The following is a 21,097-nucleotide window of genomic DNA, read 5'->3' as shown; positions in this document are numbered from 1 at the left end:
GATATTTGAGCCCCGCGCGGCCGGAGCCAACGCACCATGCTGCCCGACCACCCGCCCGGCCGCATCCCAATAACGCCTACGGTCGCTCCTCCCCGGTCACCGTCCGGCTGACGGACCGGCCCGGCACACCCTCCCGCCGCCGGCGAGCGGCGCGAACAGGTGGACCTCGACCGTCTGGACCTCGACCGTCGGCGCCCGCGCGGCCGGTCAGAGGGCGGAGAGATCGGCCGTCACACCACCTCGAAGGTGCTCATCATCGCCATGTCCTCGTGCTCCAGGTTGTGGCAGTGCATGACGTACCGGCCGCGGTAGCCGGTGAACCGGGTGACGATCTCGACCGTCTGCGCCTCCCTCAGCTCGATGGTGTCCTTCCACTCGGGTGGACCGGCGCGGCGCTCGCCGGCGACGGACAGCACCTGGAAGTGGTCCAGATGCAGATGCACCGGGTGGGCGACGTCGCTGGTCAGCCGCCAGATCTCGACCTGGCCGAGCTTCGGCCGGGCGTCGGCGCGGCGGGCGTCGAAGGGCTTGCCGTTGATCAGCCAGCCGGTGTGGCCGTGCAGGTCGCCGCTGGTGAACTCGAAGTCGCGCGTCACCGCGGCCCTGGCCGGGTCGAGGCGCTCGACCCGGGAGAGCGTCCGCGGGACCGCCGAGTCGTCGCGCGCGTCACGCTCCACGACGAAGCGCATCACCCGCGCCTGGGCGCCCTCGCCCAGGAGGTTGCGCAGCTCGACCTGCTCGCCCACCCGGTAGGCGGCGAAGTCGACGACCACGTCCGCGCGCTCGCCCGGCGCCAGCCGGACCCGGTCGGCCGGTACCGGGGCCGCGAGCAGCCCGCCGTCGCCGCCGATCCGGATCAGCCTGCCGCCGGGCGAGAGGGCCAGCTCGTAGGTGCGCGCGTTGGAGGCGTTGAGCAGCCGCAACCGGTGGCGGGCCCGGTCCACGCCGTGCCGCGGCCAGGGCGCGCCGTTGACGAGGATGACGTCGCCGAGCACGCCGCCCATGAACGCCTCGCGGGCGCCGGGCCCGTCGTGCCGGGCGGGGTAGGGCATGGCGCCGTCGGCGTCGAACGAGCGGTCGCAGATCATCAGCGGCACGTCGCGCTCGCCGGCCGGCAGCGGCAGCGCGGCCTCCTCGTCGTCGCCGACCAGGAAGAACCCGGCCAGCCCGCGCCACACCTGCGGCCCGGTGAAGTCCATGCGATGGTCGTGGTACCACAGCGTGGCCGCGCGTTGCTCCAGCGGGAAGACGTAGTCGCGGTGTGCGCCCGGCTGGACCAGGTCGGTGGGGAACCCGTCCGACTCCGGCGGGGTGTGCCCGCCGTGCAGATGGGTCACCGTCGGCACGGCGAGCCCGTTGGAGACGCGCACGACCGTCCGGCGGCCGCTGCGCGCCCGGATGGCCGGGCCGGGGAAGCTGCCGTCGTACCCCCAGATCGGGGTGCGCAGGCCGGGCAGGATCTCCACCTCGGCGGCGCGCTGGACCAGCTCGTAGTAGTCGGTCGTGGCGTCGGTCCGGCCGGGCTTCGCCACCGCGGGCAGCGGCAGCGGCACGGTGTACGGCTCCGGCAGCGGCGCGGTGCTCGTCAGCATCCTGGGCAGCGGGGTGCTGCCCAGGAGGGAGCATCCCGAGACGGTCAGCGCCGCGCCGAGGCCGAGCAAGCCCAGCGCCCGCCGTCTGGTCACCCTCATGCCGTCGCCGCGGTGGCCGTGGAGGCGGCGCCACGGCGGCCGGCCCAGACCCGGGCGAGCTGCAGCATGCTCCCGCCGAACATCAGCACGCCGAGCGGGACGTGCAGCGTCTTCTGGTGCGCCATGCCCAGCGCCATCTGCGCCAGCGTCATGACCAGCATGCCGACGGCGGGCAGGATGACGTCCCGGCGCCGGATGACGAGCGCGGCCACCAGGTGCAGCAGCACCGTGACCGCCACGGCGATCGCCGAGGCGGCGTGCGCGGCCCGCCCGCCCGGCGAGGACAGCAGCAGCCCGGCGGTGACCGCCTGGAGGAGGAGCGCCAGGGTCTGCAGGAGGAGCGCGATGCGCAGGAACGTCGGTGACTTGTCGGTGGCTGTCATGGACGTGATCGTCCTCCGGCGCACCGCTTCGGGTCGTCACCCCGGAGGAGAGACCTGGCGTACCACGCCGGGATGACCGCGGGCCGTTCTACGCCATCCGGAGTACACCCGTCGCCGCATCGCGCCCTGCGCCGCGGACACCGGCGAGCGGCGGTGCCCGGCGGTTCCGGGGGTGGGGCCGCCGGGGTGGGGTGCCTGGGTGGGGGTGCGGCCGTGGGGGTGCGGCCGTGGGGGTGCGGCCGTGGGGGTGCGGCCGTGGGGGTGCGGCCGTGGGGTGTGGGGTGGGCACCGCGACCGCCCACGGCGGGCCCACTCTCCCCAGAGTCGTCGTCGTGGACGGTCGCGGTCTCTGATTGGACTCCCCAGGACGCCCCGTGGTTGCCCTCCGGGACGACTTTTTCGATCTTGCAGGTCAGCGGTCGCCCGGCGACTGCGCCGGAGCGCCTGGGCCGGCCCCAGCGGCCGTCCGGACGCCCGCCCGGCCGCCGCCCGCCTGGGCGGCTATCTGGGCGGCTGTCTGGGCGGCGCCGATGATGCCCGCCTCGTTCTGCAGCGCGGCCGGCACGACGGGCGTGTCGAGGCGGATGTGCGGCAGCCACTTGGCCGCCTTCTTGCTGACGCCGCCGCCAACCACGATCAGCGCGGGCGACAGCAGCATCTCCATGTGCCGGAGGTACTCCTCCACCCGCTCGGCCCACTTCTCCCAGCTCAGGTCGTGCTCCTCGCGGGCCCGGTCGGAGGCGCGGTGCTCGGCCTCCTTGCCGTGCAGCTCCAGATGGCCGAACTCGGTGTTGGGCACGAGGACGCCGTCCACGAAGAGGGCGCTGCCGATGCCCGTGCCGAACGTCAGCATGAGCACGGTGCCGCGCCGGCCTCTGCCCTCGCCGAACGTCATCTCGGCGATGCCGGCCGCGTCGGCGTCGTTGAGCACCGCGGCGCCGCCGAACAGCTCGCCCGCGTCCACGCCGATCCACGAGCGGTCGACGTTCGCCGCCGTCATGACCACGCCGTCGCGCACGACCCCGGGAAAGGTCACCCCCACCGGACCCGTCCACGAGAAGTGGGCGGCCAGCGCGCGGACCACCTCGGCGACGGGACCCGGCCCGGCCGGCTGCGGCGTGGGAATGCGGTGGCGCTCGGCGACGAGCCGTCCCGTCGTCGTGTCGACGGGCGCCCCTTTGATCCCGGAGCCTCCGATGTCGATTCCCAGCACATTCATGTCCGTTCCTCTCCCGCAGACGGCCCGCAAGAAACGTATCGGCCGATATTTCCGGACCTTAACTGAACCTGGCGACCCGGCTCCCGCGTATCTCGCGTCACAAGCGCTAACAAGGAGGCAAGGATGCGGCCACGCATCATCACACTCTGCGCTGTTGGGGTCGTTCTGGGCGCCACGCTCGCCACCCCCGCACACGCCACCCCGCGGCCCCGGTACGAGGTCGTGAACCTGGTCTCCGACGTCAGGGGCAGGGCCCCGGTCACCGACTCCAAGCTGGTCAACCCGTGGGGGCTGGCCATGGGCAAGACGCTGTGGGTGTCCGGCACGGGCACCGGCACCGCCACCGTGTACTCCGGCACCGGCAGGAAGGAGCGGACGGAGGTCGCCATCCCGGGCGGCGCGCCGACCGGGCAGGTGCACAACCCCACCGAGGGGTTCACCGTCAAGGGCAAGCCCGCCACGTTCATCTTCGCCAGCCCCAGCGGGGCGATCACCGGCTGGAACGCCGAGGCCGACCCGAAGAACGCGGTGATCGCGGCGTTCACCCGGGGCGCCGACTACAAGGGCCTCGCCCTCGTGCAGACCGAGGACCAGGACTACCTGCTGGCCGCCGACTTCGCGGGCGGGCGGATCCACGCCTGGAACTCCGACTTCGAGCGGATGCGCCTCAAGCGCTGGCAGTTCCGCGACCCCGAGCTCCCGTCGAACTACTCGCCGTTCAACGTCGCGGTCGCCAACGGCAACATCTGGGTGGCGTACGCGCTGCGCGACCCGCGGACCGGCAAGTCGGTCCCGGGCGCCGGCAAGGGGTTCGTCAGCCGCTTCAACGGCGAGGGCCGGCTGACCGGCCGCATCGCGCGCACCGGGCTCAACGCACCGTGGGCGATCACCGCCGCGCCGCGGGGCGCGTACGCCGGGGCGCTGCTGGTCGGCAACTTCGGCGACGGCACCGTCCACGCCTACCGGCAGGGCCGCCACCTGGGCGCGCTGCGCGGCCCGGACGGCCGTCCCATCAGGCTGCCCGGCCTGTGGGACCTGGAGGTGGGCACCGCGGAGAACGGCGGCGACGACGCGCTGTGGTTCGCGGCCGGCAGCGACGGCGGCAAGCACGGCCTGCTGGGACTGATCAGGCCGGCCGGATCGGGCGGCTCGCGGGCGGCCTCGCCGTCCTCCTCGCCCTCCGCCTCGCCGACCTCGCCCGCCAGGTCGTCGAGCGGATCACCGTACGGCGGCTACTGACGGCTCCCGGCGCGGGCACCGACGTTTCCGGTACGGTCGGCGCGGCCGTGCCGGAAACCCGGCCGCACCGCAACCCGCGCCACACCACAACCCAGGCCGCACCACAAGCCAGGCCGGACCGCAAGCCAGGCCGGACCGCAAGCCAGGCCACACGACAAGCCAGGCCATGCCACAAGCCAGGCCATGCCGCAGGCCAGGCCCGCCACGGGCGCCGGACGGAGATCCTCTACAGTGGCCGGGTGAGCGAGCGACCCTTCAGCGACTGGCTGCGTGAGCAGTGCGCGGACGAGTGGACCGGCGTGGTGACCCATCCCTTCGCGATGGCGATCAACGACGGCACGGTGCCCGACGACGCGATGCGGCGCTACCTGGAGCAGGACTTCCAGTTCGTCGACTCCTTCACCGCCCTGCTCGGGGCGGCCGTGGCCTGCGCCGACTCCTTCGAGGCGCGGGTGCCGTTCGGCCGCTTCCTCGGCCAGGTGGCGACGACCGAGGAGAAGACGTACTTCCACCGGGCGCTGGCGGAGCTCGGCGGGCGCGCCGAGGTGGCGCCCGAGCCGGTGACGGCGGACTTCCGGCGGCTCATGGACGAGGCGCGGGCCTCGCAGGACTACGCGCTGATCGTCGCGGTGCTGTGCGTTGCGGAGTGGACCTACCTCGGGTGGGCGTCGCGGGCCGTGGAGCCGCTGCCCGAGAGCTTCGTGCACCGCGAGTGGATCGAGCTGCATGACGGGGTGGAGTTCCGGGGCTGGGTGCGGTTCCTGCGCGGCGAGCTGGACCGGCTGGGCGCCGGCATGGACGAGCCGCGCCGCCGGGAGGTGCTCGGCGTGTTCGCCCGCGCGGTCGAGCTGGAGCGGCGCTTCTTCGACATGGCCGCCGGTTAGCAGGCCGGGTCAGGGCAGCACGGCCGCGCGGTCGGCTTAGCAGGCCGGGTCAGGGCAGCACGGCCGCGAGGTCGGCCGCGGTGCGGTCCCGCTCGGCGGCGATCTCGTAGACGCGGTCGAACCGGCGCAGGACGCCGTCGCGATCGCGGAGCACCGCGTCGGAAGGGGTCACAGCCACCCCTTGTGGCGTGCCAGGCGCGCCGCTTCGATCCTGTTGCGGGTGTGGGTCTTGCCGATGGCGGAGGACAGGTGGTTGCGCACCGTGCTCTCCGACAGGTGCAGCCGGGCCGCCATGTCGGCGATCGTGGACCCGTCGAGCGCCGCCGCCAGCACGTCGCGCTCGCGGGGGGTCAGCGGGCTGGGGCCGGCGTGCAGCGCGGCGGCGGCCAGGGCCGGGTCGACGACCCGCTCCCCCGCCACCGCCCGCCGCACGGCCGCCGCCAGCTCCTCGACCGGCCCGTCCTTGACCAGGAACCCCGCGGCCCCCGCCTCCATCGCCCGCCGCAGGTAGCCGGGCCTGGCGAACGTCGTCAGGATCAGCACCGCGCACTCCGGCAGCGCGGCCAGCAGCTCCGGCAGCACGTCGAGACCGCTGCGGCCGGGCAGCTCGATGTCGAGCAGCGCCGCGTCGGGCCGGTGCTCCAGCGCGGCCGGCACGATCGCGTCGCCCGACGGCACCCGGGCGACGATCTCCAGGTCGTCCTCCAGCCCGAGGAGGAGGGCCAGGGCGTCGCGCATCATGCCCTGGTCCTCGGCGATCATGATCCTGATCACGGGGTGCGTGCCTACTTCCAGAAGCCCAGCCGGTGCTCGGCAGCGTAGTCGATCGGCCGGATCGCGTCCGGGGCCAGCGACAGCGTGCCCTTCGCGACGCGCGGCCAGGCGGGCAGTCCGGGGCCGTTGGGATCACCGGTGCGGGCGAAGTTGGTCCAGTAGCCGGCCATCCGTCCCGCCAGCTCGCGCTGCGCGGGCGTGAAGACGGCCTTCGGCTCGGGGAAGAGGTACGGCAGGTCGCCCGCGTGGTAGGCGCCCCAGTCGAAGTCGGTCTCGAAGGGCAGGAACATCGGCGCCTCGCGGTCGGCGAACTCGTAGCCGTAGACGGGGACGTGCCGGGCGAGCAGGGTGTTCTGCTCATGGGTGCCGCGGGCCCACATGCGGTCGGTCAGCACGGCGGCCCAGGCGAGGCTCGGCGACCCGTACGCCTTGACGGGGTACCTGCGGAGCACGGCCGCGGCCTCGCGGCCGAACGCGGTGCGCACCAGCGCGGGATAGTCGGGCTTCTTCTCCTGCACGTCGTAGGTCATCCCGACGAAGATGCGGTGCTCGTCCCTGGTGGCGCCGGCCAGCACCGGCACCCGGTGGAAGCGCCCGGCGCGCAGCGCCCGGTCGGGCCGGTCGGGCAGCACGCCGCCGCCGTGGGCGTACACCTGGAAGGCGTTCATGATCTGCGGCACCTCCAGGATCTTCTTCACCGGCAGGGCGCGCAGGCAGGCCAGGTCGGCGCAGCCGAGTTGCTTGGCGAACAGCTGTCCCATGGCGGTGACCTCGGCTCCCGTCCGGTACCCGAAGGAGTCCATGGCGGGCAGGCCGGGCACCATGCTGCCGGCCGGCATGTCGAGCATGCCCGGGGAGCTCTGCAGGATCGCCCGGTGGAACAGGCCCTTGGACGCGGGCGCGGTCAGGTGGGCGTTGATCGCCAGGCCGCCGAAGGAGACGCCGAAGAGGGTCACGTTGCCGGGGTCGCCGCCGAAGGCCGCCGCGTTGCGGCGCACCCAGCGCAGCGCCTCCTGCTGGTCCTGCAGTCCGTACGTGCCGGGGTCGCGCAGGCCGGGGTACCCGAAGCCGTTGAAGACGCCCAGCCGGTAGTTGACGGTGACGACGACCGCGCCCCGGGCCGCCAGCTCACCGGCGTCGGAGAAGTGGCCGCCGCCCACGGCGCCGTCGCCGTGGATCCACACCATCACCGGGCGGCGGCCGCCGGTGGCGGGGCCGGCGGGCGTGGTGACGTTGAGGAAGAGGCAGTCCTCCTCCTCGCTGCGGGTGTCGGCGTACTCGGCTCCGACCTGCGGGCACAGGGCGCCGGGCTGCTTGGCGTCCTTGACGCCCCGCCAGGAGGGGGTGGGACGGGGCGCCTCCCAGCGGCCGGCGGTGGCGTAGCGGATGCCCTGGAACAGGCGGTGGGTCCGGGTCACGGTGCCCCGCACCGCGCCTTTGTCCGTCGTGACGACCGCGGGGTCCGCGGTGTCCGGTCGAGCGGCCGGGCTCCCGGCGCCGGTGGCGCATCCGGCGAGCAGCACGGCCGTGGCCAGGAAGATTTTCATGACTCCACGGTCCCGGACCGCCTTGCTCCGGCAGAAGGTTCATGGATCCGGGATCGCGTGGGACAAATGTCCTGGCCCCCGAGGGCGTGTCGGTGCTCGGCATTACCATCTCCCCGACGGGTCCAGATCGGAACGGTAGGGCATGAACGATCACCGGCTGCCGCAGGAGCTGTGCCAGCTGTTCGCCGACGGCGGCAGGGGGCGGGCGCTCAGGGCCGCCCTCCCGCCGGGCGACGTCGTCTGGCCCGACGCCGGCTACACCGGGCAGGGCGAGCCGGCCCGGCCGGCGTTCTGGATGAGCGAGGTCCCGGTGACCGGCCGGGAGTGGGCGCGCTTCCGCGCCGAGCACGCCGGCAGCGGCCTGTGGCCGGTGCTGCTCGACGAGTCGGCGCAGCCGTGGTCGATCGGTCAGGTGGTGCCGGACGAGGCGGCGCAGATCGACCACTTCACGGCCGAGGGGTTCATGGCCGAGGTGTGGCAGGAGTGGGTGGCGCAGATGCCGTCCGGCGCGTTGGAGGAGCTCGACCCCTACGGGGCGTTCTGTCCCGGCCTGGCGGCTCCGGGGGTGCCGAAGGCCGACCCCGGCGAGGTCGCCGACTGGTGCGCCGACCAGCTCGCCGCCCGGGGCATGCCGCTCGGTCTGGTGGCGGCCCGCCGCGGCGCCGACGCGCTGGCGGTGATGGGCTGGCAGGGGGCGCTGCACCACAACGAGTGGATGGTGCCGCTGGCGGCGGTGGTGCGCAGCTGGGAGGAGCGGTTCGGCGCGCGGGTGGTGTGCGTCGGCTTCAACACCCTGGAGCTGAGCGTGGCCGCGCCTCCGGTGGACGCCGAGCACGCGCTGCACGTGGCCGCCGAGCACTGGACGTTCTGCCCGGACAACGTCGTGCAGGGGCCGGGTGACCTGCGCGGCTACGCGGAGCAGATCATCGGGCGGCACACCTGGTCGTTCTGGTGGGACTGACGGGGCTCCGGGTCGGCCCGTACGCCGGCGCGGCCGTCACAGGATCCGCGCGAGGGCTCCGTAGTTGCCGCAGACGGCGGGCGGGCTGGAGCCGGCGGTCGCGTCGGGCCGCCACTCGCTGACCCACACCAGTCCGGGGTCCACGAGGTCGAGGCCCTCCAGCAGCGCGGCGAACGCGTCGCGGCCGCGGACGACGTGGCCGGGCAGGGTCATCGCCAGCAGGTCCTCGACGGCGGGCAGCAGCTCCGGCGGTATCCCGTCGAACGTGGTCTGCAGCAGGGCGAGGTAGCTGCCGGGGGCGGCGGCGTGGCCGAGGCACTTGACCGCGTGCCGCGCCTCCTCGTCGTCGAGGCCGTGCGTGGAGACCAGGATCATGCCCACGGGCCGGTCCCAGTCGATGAAGGTCCGCACGACGCGGTCGGCGAGCAGGTCCTCGATCTCGGCGGCGTCCCCGTCGACCACCCGCACGAGGTCGGTGACCGGCTCGATGGTGGCCTGGGCGTTGGCCAGCACCATCGGGTCGTTCTCCACGTACAGCACCCGGGCGTCGGGGCGGCCGGGCGCCTGGCGGGCCAGGTCGTGGAGCTGGCGGCCGGCGGGCAGGCCGCTGGGCACGCCGCTGCCGATGACGAGGAACTGGTCGACGCCGCGGATCGCGAGGTGCCTGACCACCCGTGCCAGGAAGCCGAGCACGGCCCGCGCCGCCTCGGTCGTGACGGGGGCGGCCTCGTCGTAGCGGCGCACCGCCTCGCGGTCGGCGACGAAGTTGTTCTTGCCTCCCGCGGCCGCGTCGAGCATACGGGTGATACGCGCCTGGGTCGTGTTCAGCTTGGCCAAATTTCGGATGGCACGTTGACGCATTTGCGTATCGCCCCTTCCCTCCGACAAACCTCTATCGGGAAGTTCCGGCCTCGACCCCTACTCGGCAGACCAAGTTAAAAATGAGCCAAATGTCCCAACAAAACAACCCATTGGAGCGAAACGGAATGGGGAAATATCTGTTACCGCGTTATCGCTGATCATCACCGGCCGAGGCCGTCACGGTATGTGTTCAGCAGTTCGAGCGTCTCGTCGCGCGTGGTCGTGGTGACCGAGAGCTTGGCGAAGGCCTGGTGATAGGCCTCGACGGCGGCCGGATCGGTGATCAGTTCGTCGGCCTCCACGGCGTGGGCGCAGGCGATGTCGGGCTCGAACGCCTCCGGAAAACGCCACAGCGTGAACGGCCCCGTGCGCGGCAGATAGGCGGGATCCCGCATGGGGACCACGTGCAGCGAGACGTTGGGCCGCTTGGCGTGCGCGATGAGGGCGTCGAGCTGGGCGAGGTGGACGTGCGGCTCGGCGATCACGCGCAGCAGCACGCCCTCGTCGATGATCGCCCACACGACGGGGCCGCGCCCCTCGGCCACCATCTCCTGGCGGGCCAGGACGAGCCGGACGGCGGCATCCAGGGAGTCCTGGCCGAGCGTGTCGAGGCCGGCCACGGTGATCGCGGCCCGCGCGTAGTCCTCCGTCTGCAGCAGCGGCGGCACCACCTGCGGATGATAGGTGCGGATGACCGAGGCGCGCTGCTCCAGCGCGTAGGTGGTGGCCAGCCAGACGGGGACGGAGCCGGCGTCCCACCAGGCGGGCTCGCGCTCGCCGCGCGCCAGCGACAGCACGTGCTCGCGGACCGGCAGCGCGGCCACGCCGTACACGTCGAGCAGGCGTTCCACGGTGGCGGGCGGCGGCGCGGCGCGGCCCGCCTCGACGGCCTCGATCCGGACGGCGCCCCGCCCGAGGGCGGCCTCGGCCCGCTCCGCCGACAGTCCGGCGGCCAGCCGCAGGCCGCGCAGCCGCTCGCCGAGCGCCGCGCGCTGGGGCGCGGCGAGCGCGGGCGCCGGCACGACAGGCTCGCCGGCGGGCTCCGTCGTGGCCGGCTCGGCCAGGCCCTCGGCCCTGCGGGCCAGCTCGATCACGCCGCGCACCACCTCACGTGAGCCCTCGGACAGCCCCGCGAGCCCCTCCGGGCTCGGGTCGTCGGCGGCGCCCGACTCCAGGCGCTCCTCCCCCACCAGCCAGCCCACGCTGACCTGGAGGCAGGCGGCGAGGGCGCGCAGCACCTGGAGCGTCGGGTTGGTCTGCTTGCCCGTGCGCAGCTGGCTGACGTAGGCCCGGGTGATCGGGATGCCCGCCTCGGTCAGCTCGGCCGCCACCTGGGCGCCGCTGAAGCCGCGCCTTCTCAGCGCCAGGTCCAGTCGCTCGGCGAAGTTCGCCACCTCGCACCTCCTGCCGCGCCCGTCAAGGGCCACCAGCGTAGGGGAGGCCGGGCGCGCGTGTGTCGCGCCCGGGTCCGGCGGGCGGGCCGCCCGCCGGTCGTCCATACCCTTTGAAAAGTACCAGTTGACACACCTTCGGGCACGACGTCACTATCAGTGCGACACGTGGAAAGTGAGACTTGACAGCCGGACGGTTCTGGAGAGTCGCCGGCGAGGAGGTGGCCGGAGGTGACCGTCGAAACCCAGAACGGTTCCTGGTTCGCCAGGCGGCCCAGGGCCGTGCTGGCGCCGGACCGGGTGATCCAGCGCATCTGCGCCCGCGTGGTTCCCGACACCAAGCGCGTCCACGTCGCCAACCTGCCGCTCGGCGGCGTGGAGGTGTGGGTGGACGGCAACGGCGACCGGTGGGTGCACTACCACCGGATGGCCCGCGAACTGCGGCTGGCCGGCTGGCACACCGAGGTCAGCCCCGAGCGCCTCATGGTGCTCGGCTGGAGCGCCGAACTGCTCGTCCACCGGGTGCGCGTGCTCGACGCGGCGCTGTCCGGCCGGCTCGCCGACTACGGGCGCACCGCCCGCACGGCCTTCGCCATCGGCACGCGGCTGCGCCAGGAGAACTGCCCCGACGACCAGATCGCCACGGAGGTCCGCGCCCGGCTGGGCCGCGAGCTGCGCTGGCCCGACCGGCTCGCCGAGCTGGACGGCCTGGAGCGGACCGCCTCCCTGGAGTCGCTGCGGCTGCGCCTGGCCCAGGTCGCCGGGCTGGAGGCCAAGGTGAGCCGCCGCTGCGCGGAGCACCTGACCCTGGCGGCGCAGGTCGTCATGTCGCTGGTCGGCGGGCGGGCACAGCCCTGGGCCCGGGTGCCCGGCCGGTACACCGGGCTGACCGAGCGGATGGTGGCGGCCAGCGTGCCCAACCGTCCCGAGGTCCCCCGCCCCGACCCCGTCACCGTCGCCCGCAGAGACCTCGCGGAGACGCCGCGATGACGCTGTCCCCCGTCGGCGAGCGAGTCGCCGGACCGTTCATGGGGCCCGTGGCGCGGCCACGGACCCAGGTCCGGGGACGTTTCGCCGTGCTCCGCCTGATCGCCTGTGGCGTGGTCATCGCGATCATGGCGGACAGCACGGCGACGACGCTGGCCATCCCCGTGCTCGGCAGCGACCCGATCGCCGCCTCCCTGCCGATGACCGAGGTCACCTGGGTGAGCACGGTCAACTTCGCCGCCGTGGCCGCGCTGCTGGCCACCGCCGGACGCTTCGCCGACCTGCTCGGCCGGCGCACCGTGCTCGCCTTCGGGCTGGCCCTGTACGGGCTCGGCGCGGCGGCGGTCATCGCGACCACGTCGTGGCCGCTGCTGCTGGGCGGCCGGCTGGCCCAGGGCGTCGGCGCGGCGCTGATGTTCCCCGCCTCGCTCGGCCTGCTGCTGGGCGAGCTGCCCGCGAACAAGCGGGCCGGGGCCGTGGCGCTGTGGAGCGCGTCGTCGGGGATCGGCGCGCTGACGCTGCAGGCCGGCGGCGGGCTGCTGGTGGCCGAGTACGGCTGGCGGGGGCTGTTCCTGCCCAGCGCCGGCCTGGCGGCCGCGCTGCTGATGCTCACCCCGATGCTGCCCCGCTCCCGCGACACGGCCCGCCGCGTGCCCGACGTGTTCGGCACGGTGCTGCTGGTCGGCGCCATCACGGCGCTCGTGCTCGCGGTCTCCCGGGGCGGCACCTGGGGCTGGACGTCCGGGCGGACGCTGGCCTGCGCGGCGGTGGCCGGGCTGCTGCTGGCCGGCGCCGTCGCCACCTCGTGGCGGCACGCGGCCGGCGCGATCGACATGCGGCTGTGGCGGCGCCCCGGCTTCCTGTGGGCGGGCGGCGCGTCGCTGCTGTACGGCGCCGCGTCGTTCGTGGTGCTCACCATGGGGCCGCTGTACCTGCGCACCTCAGGCTTCGACCCGGTCACCATCGGGCTCTGGCTGACGCCCATCTCGATCGCGATGATCGTCTCCAGTCCGCTGGCGATGCTGGCCGGCCGGCGCATCGGCCTCAACGGCGTCATCTACGCCGGCGCGCTCGCGCTCGGCGGCGGCTGCGCCCTCATGCTCGCCCACCCCTACCCCACCTGGTGGACGGTGCTGGCGGCGCTGCTGCTCGGCGGCGGGTTCGGCGCCCTGTCCACCGGCACGTTCACGGTCGGCACGATGGCCGCCCATCCCACCCAGTACGCCTCCGCGGTCGGCGCGATCAACACCGCCCGCATGCTCGGCGGCGCGCTCGGCGTGGCCGGCGCCTCGGCGCTGGTCGACCAGCCGGTGCTCGACGGGCCGCTGCCGGGCTTTGCCTCGGTGCTGGTCGGCTGCCTCGTCGTGGCCCTGGTGCTCGGCACCGTGGCCCTGATGCGGGTCGCCGGGCGGCCACGCCGCCGGGCCGCGCGCATGTCCCGGCGCGAGGTGGAGGCCGAGAACATCATGCTGCGGCGGCTCCTCACCGAGCTCCGCGCCAGTTTCGTCCAGGTGCGCGACGAGGCCGAGGAGGAGCTCGCCCGCTTCGGCACGCGCGACCTGGCCCCACATAGGGCCGTCCAGAACTAGGAGTTGTCATGATCGCCGACGATGTCCGCAGGCCGTACCCGCACCCCTACGAGGTCACCTCGCGTGGCGAGCGGCGCCTGCCGCCTCCCCCTGCCGGCGCCCTCCGCGACCGGATCGAGGCCGCCCGCGAGTTCACCGGGGCGCAGCCCGGCGAGCGCCCCGGGGAGCCCGCCCCCGAGCGGACCGTGCACCGGCTGCACCACATCCGGCTGGTGTCCGACCAGGCGATCAGCGTGATCGACCAGGTGCTCGAGCACGCGTCCTGACAACCCCCCATCGCAGGAGGAGACCATGGTCACCATCAAGGTCGATTGCCCGGACGACGTCGCCGCCGACCAGCGGCGGGAGTTCGCCGACACCGTGATCGGGGCCGCGGTGGACCTGCTCGGCGCCGAGCGCACCGGCGTGCTGCTCCACGTCGGCGAGCGTGACGGCGCCCGGCACGACACCACCGCCGAGGACGAGGCCGCCCGGCGGGAGGCGGCCTTCTGGGCAGCGGCTTGGTCGGGTTGCTGATGACCGCCACCCTCGCCCCCACGCCGGTCCTGCCGGACGACCGCGGCCGGGACGACGCCCCGGTCCCGGTCCGCCCGGTCCCGATCGGCGCCGCCGGAACGGCGCGGATCGGCACGGTGCCGGTCCCCCTCCCGGCGGCCCGCACCGCGACGCCGAGGACCCCGGTGACGACGCTCGGGGCGCGCCGCCGGGCCCCGGACCCGCACGGCGCGCCGGGCGCCCAGGCGGTCCCGGCCGGGGCCTGGCGGGCGGCGTCGCGGCTGCGCACGGCGGCCTCCGGGGCGCGCACGGTCGTGGTCGCGCTGCGGCGCAGGGCGGACGCCGTCGCCGACGCCGAGCTGGGCCGGCTCGCCTCCCGGGCGCCCGCCCTGGACGAGGAGGCGCGCGACGAGGTCCGGCTGGCGATCCAGCGGGTGGTGGACGAGTTCCTGGCCTGCCCCATCACACGGCTCACCAGCAACGCCGGCTCCCCGCTCGGCGAGAGCTACGCCGACGCGATGCGCGCCCTGTTCGCCCTCGACGCGCCGGGCGCCCCGGGCGGAGACCGGCGCGCCCGGCCGGAGCCGCGGAAGGGGAGGACCGCATGAGCCGCGGCAGGGCGGGCGTGATCGTGCCCCCGGCCAACCCGGCGGCCGAGCCGGAGCTGGCCCGGCTGCTGGGCTCCCGCGCCGACATGCATGTCACCCGCTTCCCGGTACGGCCCGGCCTGACGCTCGCCGAGCGGCTGGAGGCCTACAACGAGGCCCTGCCCGCGATGATCTGCTCGTTCGGCGGCCTGCGCCTCGACGCGATCGTCTCGGCGTGCAGCGGCTCGCGCTACCTGCTCGGCCCCGACGAGGACCGCCTCGCCTGCGACGAGCTGAGCAGGAGGTTCGGCGTGCCGTTCGCCACGGCGACGCTGGCCACGCTGGAGGCCATCGAGCATCTGGGCGCCGAGGAGATCATCCTCGTCTCGCCGTACGAGCCGTGGCTGACGGAGCTGGCCGAGCGGTTCTGGAAGGCGGCGGGCGTGCACGTCGGGCGGGTGGTCGAGGTGCGGGCCCGCGGCCGGTTCGCCCCGTACAAGGTCACCCAGGCCGAGCTGGTCGAGCAGGTCGAGCAGGCGGCCCTGCCGGACGACGCGGTGGTGCTGATCAGCGGCACCGGCATGCTGACGCTGCCCGCGCTGGTCTCGATCGGCGCGGGGAACGACCGGGTCCTGCTCACCTCGAACCTGTGCAGCGCGTGGTGGGCGCTGTCCCGGGTGACGGGCATGCCGATCGGGCTGGGCCGGGTTCCGTACCGGCCGGCGGCGCAGGGGCAGCGGACATGAAGGGCGTCATCGTGGTCGGTGCCGGGCCCGTCGGGCTGACGGCGGCGCTCACGCTGGCCAGGGCCGGCGTGCCGGTCACCGTGTTCGAGCGGGAGGAGGGGCTCGGCTCGCAGTCGCGCGCCTCCACGTTCCACCCGGCCACGCTCGACCTGCTCGACGACCTGGGTGTCGCCGGGCCGCTCATCGCCCGCGGCCGGGTGGTGGACCGCGTCCAGTGGCGCGACCGGGCCGGGCTCGTGCTGGCCGAGATGGGGATGGGCAGCCTCGACGGGCTGACCCGGCACCCGTTCCGGCTGCACGCCGAGCAGTCGGCGCTCACCCCGCTGCTGCTGTCGGCGCTGGAGGCCTTCCCGGAGGCCGACGTGCGGTTCGGGACGCGGGTGGACGGCCTGGCCGAGGGCGGCACCGGGGTGCGGATCCGGATGGGCCGCAGCTGGGCCAGGGCCAGGTACGTGGTCGCCGCCGACGGCGCGCACAGCACGGTGCGCAGCTCGCTCGGCCTGCCGTTCCACCGCGTCGCCTACCCGACCCAGGCGCTGCGGGTCTTCACCGACTCGCCGCTGGACGAGCTGCTGCCGCGGCTCGCGCCGCTCACGTACGTGCGCGACGTCGGACAGTCGTGCAGCCTGCTCGCGCTGCCCGACCACTGGCGGATCGTCGTGCGCATCCCGTGCGACGCCCGCAACCCCCTGGCCACCTCCAGCGTCGCCGCGCTCGTCCGGCGGGCGCTGCCCGGCGTCAGCCGCCCGGTCCGCGTCGTCGGCGCCGACCGGTACGGCCTGGCCCGCGGCGTGCTGCCCTCCTACCGGTGCGGCCGGGTCCTGTTCGCCGGCGACGCCGCGCACCTGACCTCCACCGCCGGCGGGCTGAACATGAACGCCGGCATCCACGACGCCGTCGAGCTGGGCCGGGCCCTCGCCGAGGTGCTGGCCGGCGAGGCGGGGCCCGGCGCGCTCGACACCTGGGCGGCGCGGCGGCGGGCCGTCCTGCTCGACCAGGTCATCCCGCGCAGCGAGGCGCGCGTGGCCGGCGTGCAGGACCGCGACACCTCCCGCCTGGCCGCGGCGATGGCGGGACTGCGGGCCATCGCCGGTGACCCGGGGGCCACCCGCGTCTACCTGGCGCAGGCGTCCATGCTCGACACCCTCCCCCAAGCGGTAAGGAATCGCTGACATGCGGATCTGGTTCCAGAAGCACACCGTCGAGGGCCGTTCGGCACTTCTGGACAAGATGTACGCCGAGCACCTGGCCATGGTCACCGGCCCGGGCACGACCGTGGAGGTCCACACGCTGCCGCCCGAGACGTACGGCACCGCGCTGCCCGAGCACCTGGTCGGTTACGGGGAGATCGGGCTGCTGTTCGGCCACTACTTCGCCCGGACGGCCGTGCAGGCCGAGCGGGACGGCTGCGCCGCCTGGATCAGCGGCGCCGGGCAGGACCCCGGCCTGGCGGCGGCCCGCACCCGCGTGTCGATCCCCGTCGTCGGGTACGGCGACGCCGTCTGGCAGGCCGCCCGGATGGAGCGGCACCGGCTGGGCGTGCTCGGCTTCATCGGCCACCTGAGGGAGCCGATCACCGACAACATCCGCGCCGCCGGCGCCGACCTGGCCTCCTACCAGGTCGTCGAGGACGGCCGGGCGGTCGTCGAGCGGGCCCTGGACGGCGACTTCGAGCCGTTCCTCGACGCCTACACCCAGGCCGCCCTGCGCGCCGCCGAGGCGGGGGCGCAGTGGCTGGTGCCCGCCGAGGGCATCCCGAACGTCATCCTCGTCCACCTGCGCGTCCACGAGCTGCACGGCCTGCCGGTCATCGACCCCGGCGGGCTGGCGATCAAGACGGCCGAGCATCTGTGCGAGCTGCGCGCGCTGCACATCACGGCGCGCAGCACGGCCGGTTACTGGCTGCGGCGTCCCCCCGCCGCCGCCGTCGAACACGCCGAGCGCGTCCTGCTCGGCAAGGTCATCGGAGGCTAGCCGTGAGTTTTCCCGCAGAACGTCCCCGCCGCCTGCGGCGCACCTCCGCCCTGCGCGGCCTGGTCGCCGAGACCCGCCTGCACCCCGCCGACCTGATCCAGCCACTGTTCGTCCGCGAGGGCATCGACGAGCCGCGCCCGATCGCCTGCATGCCCGGCCAGGTCCAGCACACGCGCGACAGCGTGCGCAAGGCCGCCGCCGCGGCCGTGCGGGCCGGCGTCGGCGGGCTGCTGATCTTCGGCATCCCGGAGGCCAAGGACGCCGACGGACGCGGCGCGTGGGCCCCCGACGGCATCACCCAGCTCGCCATCGCCGACGTCGCCGCCGAGGTGGGCGACGCCACCGTGGTGATCGGCGACATCAACCTCGACGAGTACACCCGGCACGGCCACGTCGGCATCCTCGGCCCGGACGGCGACGTCGACAACGACGCCACGCTCCAGGCCTACGCCCGGGTCGCCGAGGCGCAGGCCGCCGCCGGCGCCCACGTGGTGGCGCCCAGCGGGATGATGGACGGTCAGGTCGGCGCCATCCGCCGCGCCCTCGACGCCGCCGGGCACGAGCGCGTGCCGATCCTCGCCTACGCCGCCAAGTACGACTCCGCCTTCTACGGCCCGTTCCGTGACGCGGTGGAGTCGCGGCTGGTCGGCACCCGCTCCACCCACCAGCAGGACCCCGCGAACCTGCGCGAGTCGCTGCGCGAGGTGCTGCTCGACGTGGAGGAGGGGGCGGACATGGTGATGGTCAAGCCGGCCGGCCTGTACCTGGACGTGGTGCGCCGGGTCGCCGACGCCGTCAACGTCCCGGTGGCGGCGTACCAGGTGTCGGGTGAGTACGCGGCGATCGAGGCGGCCGTGGCGAACGGCTGGCTGGCGCGCGAGCGCGCCATCCTGGAGAGCCTCACCGCGATCCGCCGGGCGGGGGCGGGCAGCGTCGTCACGTACTGGGCGACGGAGGTCGCCGAGCACCTGCTCCGCTGAGCACCACCCCTGACCACCGCGCCCGGCCACCGCGCACGGGCGCGCCGGAAACCACGGGAGGAGAGGCGACTCGGATGTGGCGCACGCTGTCGGAGGACGCTCGCGAGGCCGTCCGCGAGCTGTGCGACGGCTACGGTCCCCATCTCTACGACTACTGCCGGACGGAGCTCTCGTCGAGCGACGCCGAGCTGGCCGTGGCGGGGGCCCTGCTGTCGGCGCACGCCCGAGCCGACCGAGTCGACCAGAGCTCGCTCCTGCGCCCCTGGCTGTACGCGCTGGCCCGCGCGCACCGCACCTACCTGTCCACCCCCACCAGCGTCGGCTCGTGGTCGCGGCCCGGCCGGATGTCGGACCTGCTGCCGGAGGCGCTGCGCGCCCTGGACGCGCCGCACCGCGAGCTGCTCGACCTGTCGGTACGGCACGGGCTGACGCACGGCGAGATCGCGGCGATCTTCGATGTCACGCCGGACGAGGTGGAGACGGTCGTGCTGGAGGCGGCCGACGGGCTGGAGGAGTGGTTCGCGGCCGTCATCGCCGCCCGGACCCGCCACGGGTGCCCGGCGCTGGAGTCGCGGGTGACGGACTGGGCCTCGGCTCCGGGCAGGCGTACCCGCGCGCGGATCAGCCGCCACATCGCCCACTGTGACGCCTGCCGGCGTGCGCCGCGCACCATGGTGGCGGACACGCTTCTGCGGCAGATGCCCATCGCGCCCGCGCCCGGCACGCTGCACGAGCAGCTCGCCTGGGCGCTGCCTCTCCCGGGCGACGACGGGCTGTGGCGGGCGGACGGGTTCCCCGCGCAGGCGCACGGCCTGCACCGGGAGCCCGTCCCCCCGCCGCTGTCTCCGGTCCCCGGCCCCACGACGGGGACCTGGGAAAGCTCCGGGCCGGCGGCGGGCGCGGCCGCCGCCGGCCCGGAGCACACACCTGAACCGGCCGCGCCCCGCCCGACCAGCAAGCACGCCCGGCCGGGCCCGCCGGACCAGGGTCCGGCCGCCGGCGAGGACGCCGCCACCGGCTCCCTCACGGGCTCTCGCGCGGGCGGCCGCGCGAGAGCCGGTGACGGTGCCGGCGCGGTTTCGGGTGCCGACCGGTCCCCGGACCGGTCTCCAGAGTGGGCCATCGTCCGCCGCAACCGCGGAGGCGTGCCATACCGGAACCTTCCAGCGGCGTCCGTTCGTGACCGGAGCAGCAGCGGCCCGGCCGGTCAGGAGCGGGACCCCTCACGCCGGGCCGAAGGTGGCCCGCCCTGGGAGCACCACCCGGACGATGGCCCACCATGGACCGGCGGGACGGGCGCCGCCGCCGTTCCCGCCCAGCGCCGCCCGGCGGTGCCCCCGCCCCCCGCCGGCCGCCGGCTCCCCACCGCCCTTCCCACGGACCGCCACGTGGCCGGCACCCCCCGCACCCCGTCCAAGGACCGCCTGATCCTCAGCGCCCCGATCCCCGGCGACGAGCTCGCCGTCGCCCCGCCCCGGGAGCGGCCCACCCTCTCGCCCGCCGCGCGAGTTCCCCGGCCCCGTCCCGCCCCTCCCGGCCCGGCACGTCCCGCGCCGGCCGTCTCACCGCGCCCCGAGCGGGCCGCGCCGCCCTCCGCGCTTCCCGCGCCGCCCTCCGCGCTTCCCGCGGCGAACGGGCCGGGCCGGCGGCCGGTGCCGCGGCAGGCGGACACCCCGGCTTGGGCGCTGGGCACCCGTCCGGCCGAGCCGCCGCGAGGCCTTCCGGCGGCCGGGAGCGTCCCGTTCCCCAGCGCGCGCCGGGCCGAGTTCGGCGAGATCGTGGACCTGCACGGCGGCGAGGAGTTCTGGCGCAACCGCCCCGGCGACGCGGACCCGGACACCGTGCTCACGGTCAGGGCCGTGGCCCGCGTCGGGCTGCTGGTCGGCGTCGGCCTCCTGGTGGCGGGCCTGGCCTGGTCGGGGCTCAACGCCCGCCAGCGCATGCCGGTGATGAACGAGGTGTCGGCCCCGGGGCCCGCGGTGACCCCCGCCCCGCAGGACCGCCCGTCGCCCGGCCCTGCGGTGGCGGTCCCCCCGCCCGCCGACGCCGGTACCGGCGCCGGGCCCCTGACGGACACCGGGCCCGGCAGGGACACCGCGCAGGACAGGGACGCCGAACGCGGAAGGGACGGCGCACCCTCCCTCGCCGCGAGCCCGGCCCCGGCGACCCCCACCCCGGCGCCCGCCCGCGAGGCCACGGAACGCCCGGCGCCGGCGGGGACCATGAGCCCGGCCTCCCGGAAGCGGGCCGAGCCGGGCGCCATGACCAGCAACGAGGCGGGACAGGACCGGGAGCCCCGGCCCACCCGGCAGGCTCTCCCCCGCCCCCGGCCTCCGGTGGCGTCCCTGTCCCAGGCCGCGGTCCGGCTCGGCTCCCGCCGCACCGGCACGTTCGCGCTGGCCTGCAGGGGCGGGTCGTGCCGCGTGACGTCGGCGCGCGGCTCGTCCGGCATCGTGGTGTCGGGGCGGACGTTCCGGGTGAAGGCGCCGGCCGCGCTCCCCGGCTGCGCCGGCCCCGCCGTCACGCGCACCGGTACGATCCTCGTCCGCTGGACCGGTGTCGCCCGGGGCGACGGCCGCGCCACGGCGGGCACCGCGACGGGCGGCGGGACGCTCAGGCTGCGGGTGACGTGGACGATCGCCAGGGACCCGGGCACGTACATGCTCAGCGACGAGGGCGGCGGCACCTGGACGAACTGCGGCCGGTACTGATCCGCCGCCGACCGCGCCCATCACCGGCCCGGCCCGCGCCCACACCGCTGCACGGCCCGGCCGGCGCCCCACCGCCGG

21 protein-coding genes are annotated in these 21,097 nt (G+C 75.1%); 13 read left to right on the top strand and 8 right to left on the bottom strand.

Annotated elements, in window-relative coordinates; genetic code table 11:
* Positions 1–230: 230 nt before the first annotated feature.
* From CXR44_RS25015 to ppgK, 3 genes are all read right to left on the bottom strand, one after another.
* Positions 231–1,691, bottom strand: coding sequence for a multicopper oxidase family protein (locus CXR44_RS25015; RefSeq protein ID WP_101788560.1), 1,461 nt, complete (start codon positions 1,689–1,691; stop codon positions 231–233).
* Complete coding sequence (locus CXR44_RS25010) at positions 1,688–2,074, bottom strand: hypothetical protein (protein ID WP_101788559.1); 387 nt, start codon at positions 2,072–2,074, stop codon at positions 1,688–1,690. The genes CXR44_RS25015 and CXR44_RS25010 overlap by 4 nt, the downstream gene beginning before the upstream one ends.
* Before the next feature lie 412 nt (positions 2,075–2,486).
* Positions 2,487–3,293 carry a polyphosphate--glucose phosphotransferase gene (ppgK, locus tag CXR44_RS25005; RefSeq protein ID WP_101788558.1) on the bottom strand — a complete coding sequence of 269 codons (807 nt, stop codon included), beginning with the start codon at positions 3,291–3,293 and terminating at the stop codon, positions 2,487–2,489.
* A gap of 123 nt (positions 3,294–3,416) precedes the next feature.
* On the opposite strand from ppgK, the gene CXR44_RS25000 reads away from it, so the two are divergent.
* Both CXR44_RS25000 and CXR44_RS24995 read left to right on the top strand, forming a co-directional pair.
* A complete protein-coding gene (locus CXR44_RS25000; protein WP_101788557.1) occupies positions 3,417–4,532 on the top strand; it encodes a TIGR03118 family protein in 1,116 nt (371 codons plus the stop codon).
* A gap of 239 nt (positions 4,533–4,771) precedes the next feature.
* Positions 4,772–5,416 (top strand): TenA family protein, encoded by a 645-nt coding sequence (locus CXR44_RS24995; protein ID WP_101788556.1) that lies wholly within the window; start codon positions 4,772–4,774, stop codon positions 5,414–5,416.
* A gap of 49 nt (positions 5,417–5,465) precedes the next feature.
* On the opposite strand, the gene CXR44_RS41760 is transcribed toward CXR44_RS24995, so the two are convergent.
* The 3 genes from CXR44_RS41760 to CXR44_RS24985 are packed head-to-tail and all read right to left on the bottom strand — an operon-like array spanning position 5,466 to position 7,737.
* A complete protein-coding gene (locus CXR44_RS41760; RefSeq protein WP_281260298.1) occupies positions 5,466–5,588 on the bottom strand; it encodes a hypothetical protein in 123 nt (40 codons plus the stop codon).
* Complete coding sequence (locus CXR44_RS24990) at positions 5,585–6,190, bottom strand: response regulator transcription factor (protein ID WP_101788555.1); 606 nt, start codon at positions 6,188–6,190, stop codon at positions 5,585–5,587. Before CXR44_RS24990 ends, CXR44_RS41760 begins: the two co-directional genes overlap by 4 nt.
* An 11-nt stretch (positions 6,191–6,201) precedes the next feature.
* Entirely contained in the window at positions 6,202–7,737 is a 1,536-nt protein-coding gene (locus CXR44_RS24985; protein WP_101788554.1) for a carboxylesterase/lipase family protein, read from the bottom strand.
* A 142-nt stretch (positions 7,738–7,879) separates the two neighbouring features.
* Between CXR44_RS24985 and CXR44_RS24980 the strand changes: the two genes are divergently transcribed.
* Positions 7,880–8,698, top strand: coding sequence for a DUF4253 domain-containing protein (locus tag CXR44_RS24980; RefSeq protein WP_101788553.1), 819 nt, complete (start codon positions 7,880–7,882; stop codon positions 8,696–8,698).
* 36 nt (positions 8,699–8,734) lie between these two features.
* Here CXR44_RS24980 and CXR44_RS24975 read toward each other — a convergent pair whose 3' ends face one another.
* Positions 8,735–9,535, bottom strand: a complete 801-nt coding sequence (locus CXR44_RS24975; RefSeq protein WP_245899383.1) for an SAM-dependent methyltransferase — start codon at positions 9,533–9,535, stop codon at positions 8,735–8,737.
* Positions 9,536–9,720: 185 nt separating this feature from the next.
* A complete protein-coding gene (locus tag CXR44_RS24970; protein ID WP_180903693.1) occupies positions 9,721–10,953 on the bottom strand; it encodes a helix-turn-helix domain-containing protein in 1,233 nt (410 codons plus the stop codon).
* Between the two features lie 228 nt (positions 10,954–11,181).
* Here CXR44_RS24970 and CXR44_RS39655 point away from each other — a divergent pair, with 228 nt between their 5' ends.
* From CXR44_RS39655 to CXR44_RS24925, 10 genes are all read left to right on the top strand, one after another.
* Positions 11,182–11,940 carry a hypothetical protein gene (locus CXR44_RS39655; RefSeq protein ID WP_180903692.1) on the top strand — a complete coding sequence of 253 codons (759 nt, stop codon included), beginning with the start codon at positions 11,182–11,184 and terminating at the stop codon, positions 11,938–11,940.
* On the top strand, positions 11,937–13,526 hold the full coding sequence (locus CXR44_RS24965) for an MFS transporter (protein WP_180903691.1): 1,590 nt from the start codon (positions 11,937–11,939) through the stop codon (positions 13,524–13,526). The genes CXR44_RS39655 and CXR44_RS24965 overlap by 4 nt, the downstream gene beginning before the upstream one ends.
* A gap of 8 nt (positions 13,527–13,534) precedes the next feature.
* Positions 13,535–13,792: a hypothetical protein gene (locus CXR44_RS24960; RefSeq protein WP_101788549.1), complete on the top strand. Its 258-nt coding sequence runs from the start codon at positions 13,535–13,537 to the stop codon at positions 13,790–13,792.
* Between the two features lie 25 nt (positions 13,793–13,817).
* The gene (locus CXR44_RS24955) at positions 13,818–14,042 is read left to right on the top strand and encodes a hypothetical protein (protein WP_101788548.1); all 225 of its coding nucleotides are present in this window, start codon (positions 13,818–13,820) and stop codon (positions 14,040–14,042) included.
* Entirely contained in the window at positions 14,042–14,629 is a 588-nt protein-coding gene (locus CXR44_RS24950) for a hypothetical protein (protein WP_101788547.1), read from the top strand. The genes CXR44_RS24955 and CXR44_RS24950 overlap by 1 nt, the downstream gene beginning before the upstream one ends.
* The gene (locus CXR44_RS24945) at positions 14,626–15,354 is read left to right on the top strand and encodes a maleate cis-trans isomerase family protein (protein ID WP_101788546.1); all 729 of its coding nucleotides are present in this window, start codon (positions 14,626–14,628) and stop codon (positions 15,352–15,354) included. Before CXR44_RS24950 ends, CXR44_RS24945 begins: the two co-directional genes overlap by 4 nt.
* Entirely contained in the window at positions 15,351–16,526 is a 1,176-nt protein-coding gene (locus CXR44_RS24940) for an FAD-dependent oxidoreductase (protein ID WP_101788545.1), read from the top strand. Before CXR44_RS24945 ends, CXR44_RS24940 begins: the two co-directional genes overlap by 4 nt.
* Position 16,527: 1 nt before the next feature.
* On the top strand, positions 16,528–17,328 hold the full coding sequence (locus tag CXR44_RS24935; RefSeq protein ID WP_101788544.1) for an aspartate/glutamate racemase family protein: 801 nt from the start codon (positions 16,528–16,530) through the stop codon (positions 17,326–17,328).
* A gap of 2 nt (positions 17,329–17,330) precedes the next feature.
* The gene (gene hemB / locus CXR44_RS24930) at positions 17,331–18,308 is read left to right on the top strand and encodes a porphobilinogen synthase (protein ID WP_101788543.1); all 978 of its coding nucleotides are present in this window, start codon (positions 17,331–17,333) and stop codon (positions 18,306–18,308) included.
* Positions 18,309–18,382: 74 nt separating this feature from the next.
* Positions 18,383–21,019, top strand: a complete 2,637-nt coding sequence (locus tag CXR44_RS24925) for an RNA polymerase sigma factor (RefSeq protein ID WP_101788542.1) — start codon at positions 18,383–18,385, stop codon at positions 21,017–21,019.
* Positions 21,020–21,097: the final 78 nt, after the last annotated feature.

The organism is Nonomuraea indica (assembly GCF_002850745.1).
Classification (GTDB): domain Bacteria; phylum Actinomycetota; class Actinomycetes; order Streptosporangiales; family Streptosporangiaceae; genus Nonomuraea; species Nonomuraea indica.
Note: the sequence above shows the minus strand (reverse complement) of the source record. Positions and strands in the feature narration are given on the sequence as shown.

What these genes read in the sequence shown, in the direction of transcription:
- CXR44_RS24945 (WP_101788546.1), top strand. Translation starts at nt 14,626, where the DNA reads ATGAGCCGCGGCAGGGCGGGCGTGATCGTGCCCCCGGCCAACCCGGCG.
- CXR44_RS24925 (WP_101788542.1), top strand. Translation starts at nt 18,383, where the DNA reads ATGTGGCGCACGCTGTCGGAGGACGCTCGCGAGGCCGTCCGCGAGCTG.
- CXR44_RS24985 (WP_101788554.1), bottom strand. Translation starts at nt 7,737, where the DNA reads ATGAAAATCTTCCTGGCCACGGCCGTGCTGCTCGCCGGATGCGCCACC.
- CXR44_RS24960 (WP_101788549.1), top strand. Translation starts at nt 13,535, where the DNA reads ATGATCGCCGACGATGTCCGCAGGCCGTACCCGCACCCCTACGAGGTC.
- CXR44_RS25010 (WP_101788559.1), bottom strand. Translation starts at nt 2,074, where the DNA reads ATGACAGCCACCGACAAGTCACCGACGTTCCTGCGCATCGCGCTCCTC.
- CXR44_RS25015 (WP_101788560.1), bottom strand. Translation starts at nt 1,691, where the DNA reads ATGAGGGTGACCAGACGGCGGGCGCTGGGCTTGCTCGGCCTCGGCGCG.
- CXR44_RS24980 (WP_101788553.1), top strand. Translation starts at nt 7,880, where the DNA reads ATGAACGATCACCGGCTGCCGCAGGAGCTGTGCCAGCTGTTCGCCGAC.
- CXR44_RS24950 (WP_101788547.1), top strand. Translation starts at nt 14,042, where the DNA reads ATGACCGCCACCCTCGCCCCCACGCCGGTCCTGCCGGACGACCGCGGC.
- CXR44_RS24935 (WP_101788544.1), top strand. Translation starts at nt 16,528, where the DNA reads ATGCGGATCTGGTTCCAGAAGCACACCGTCGAGGGCCGTTCGGCACTT.
- CXR44_RS24940 (WP_101788545.1), top strand. Translation starts at nt 15,351, where the DNA reads ATGAAGGGCGTCATCGTGGTCGGTGCCGGGCCCGTCGGGCTGACGGCG.
- ppgK (WP_101788558.1), bottom strand. Translation starts at nt 3,293, where the DNA reads ATGAATGTGCTGGGAATCGACATCGGAGGCTCCGGGATCAAAGGGGCG.
- CXR44_RS24955 (WP_101788548.1), top strand. Translation starts at nt 13,818, where the DNA reads ATGGTCACCATCAAGGTCGATTGCCCGGACGACGTCGCCGCCGACCAG.
- CXR44_RS24965 (WP_180903691.1), top strand. Translation starts at nt 11,937, where the DNA reads ATGACGCTGTCCCCCGTCGGCGAGCGAGTCGCCGGACCGTTCATGGGG.
- CXR44_RS25000 (WP_101788557.1), top strand. Translation starts at nt 3,417, where the DNA reads ATGCGGCCACGCATCATCACACTCTGCGCTGTTGGGGTCGTTCTGGGC.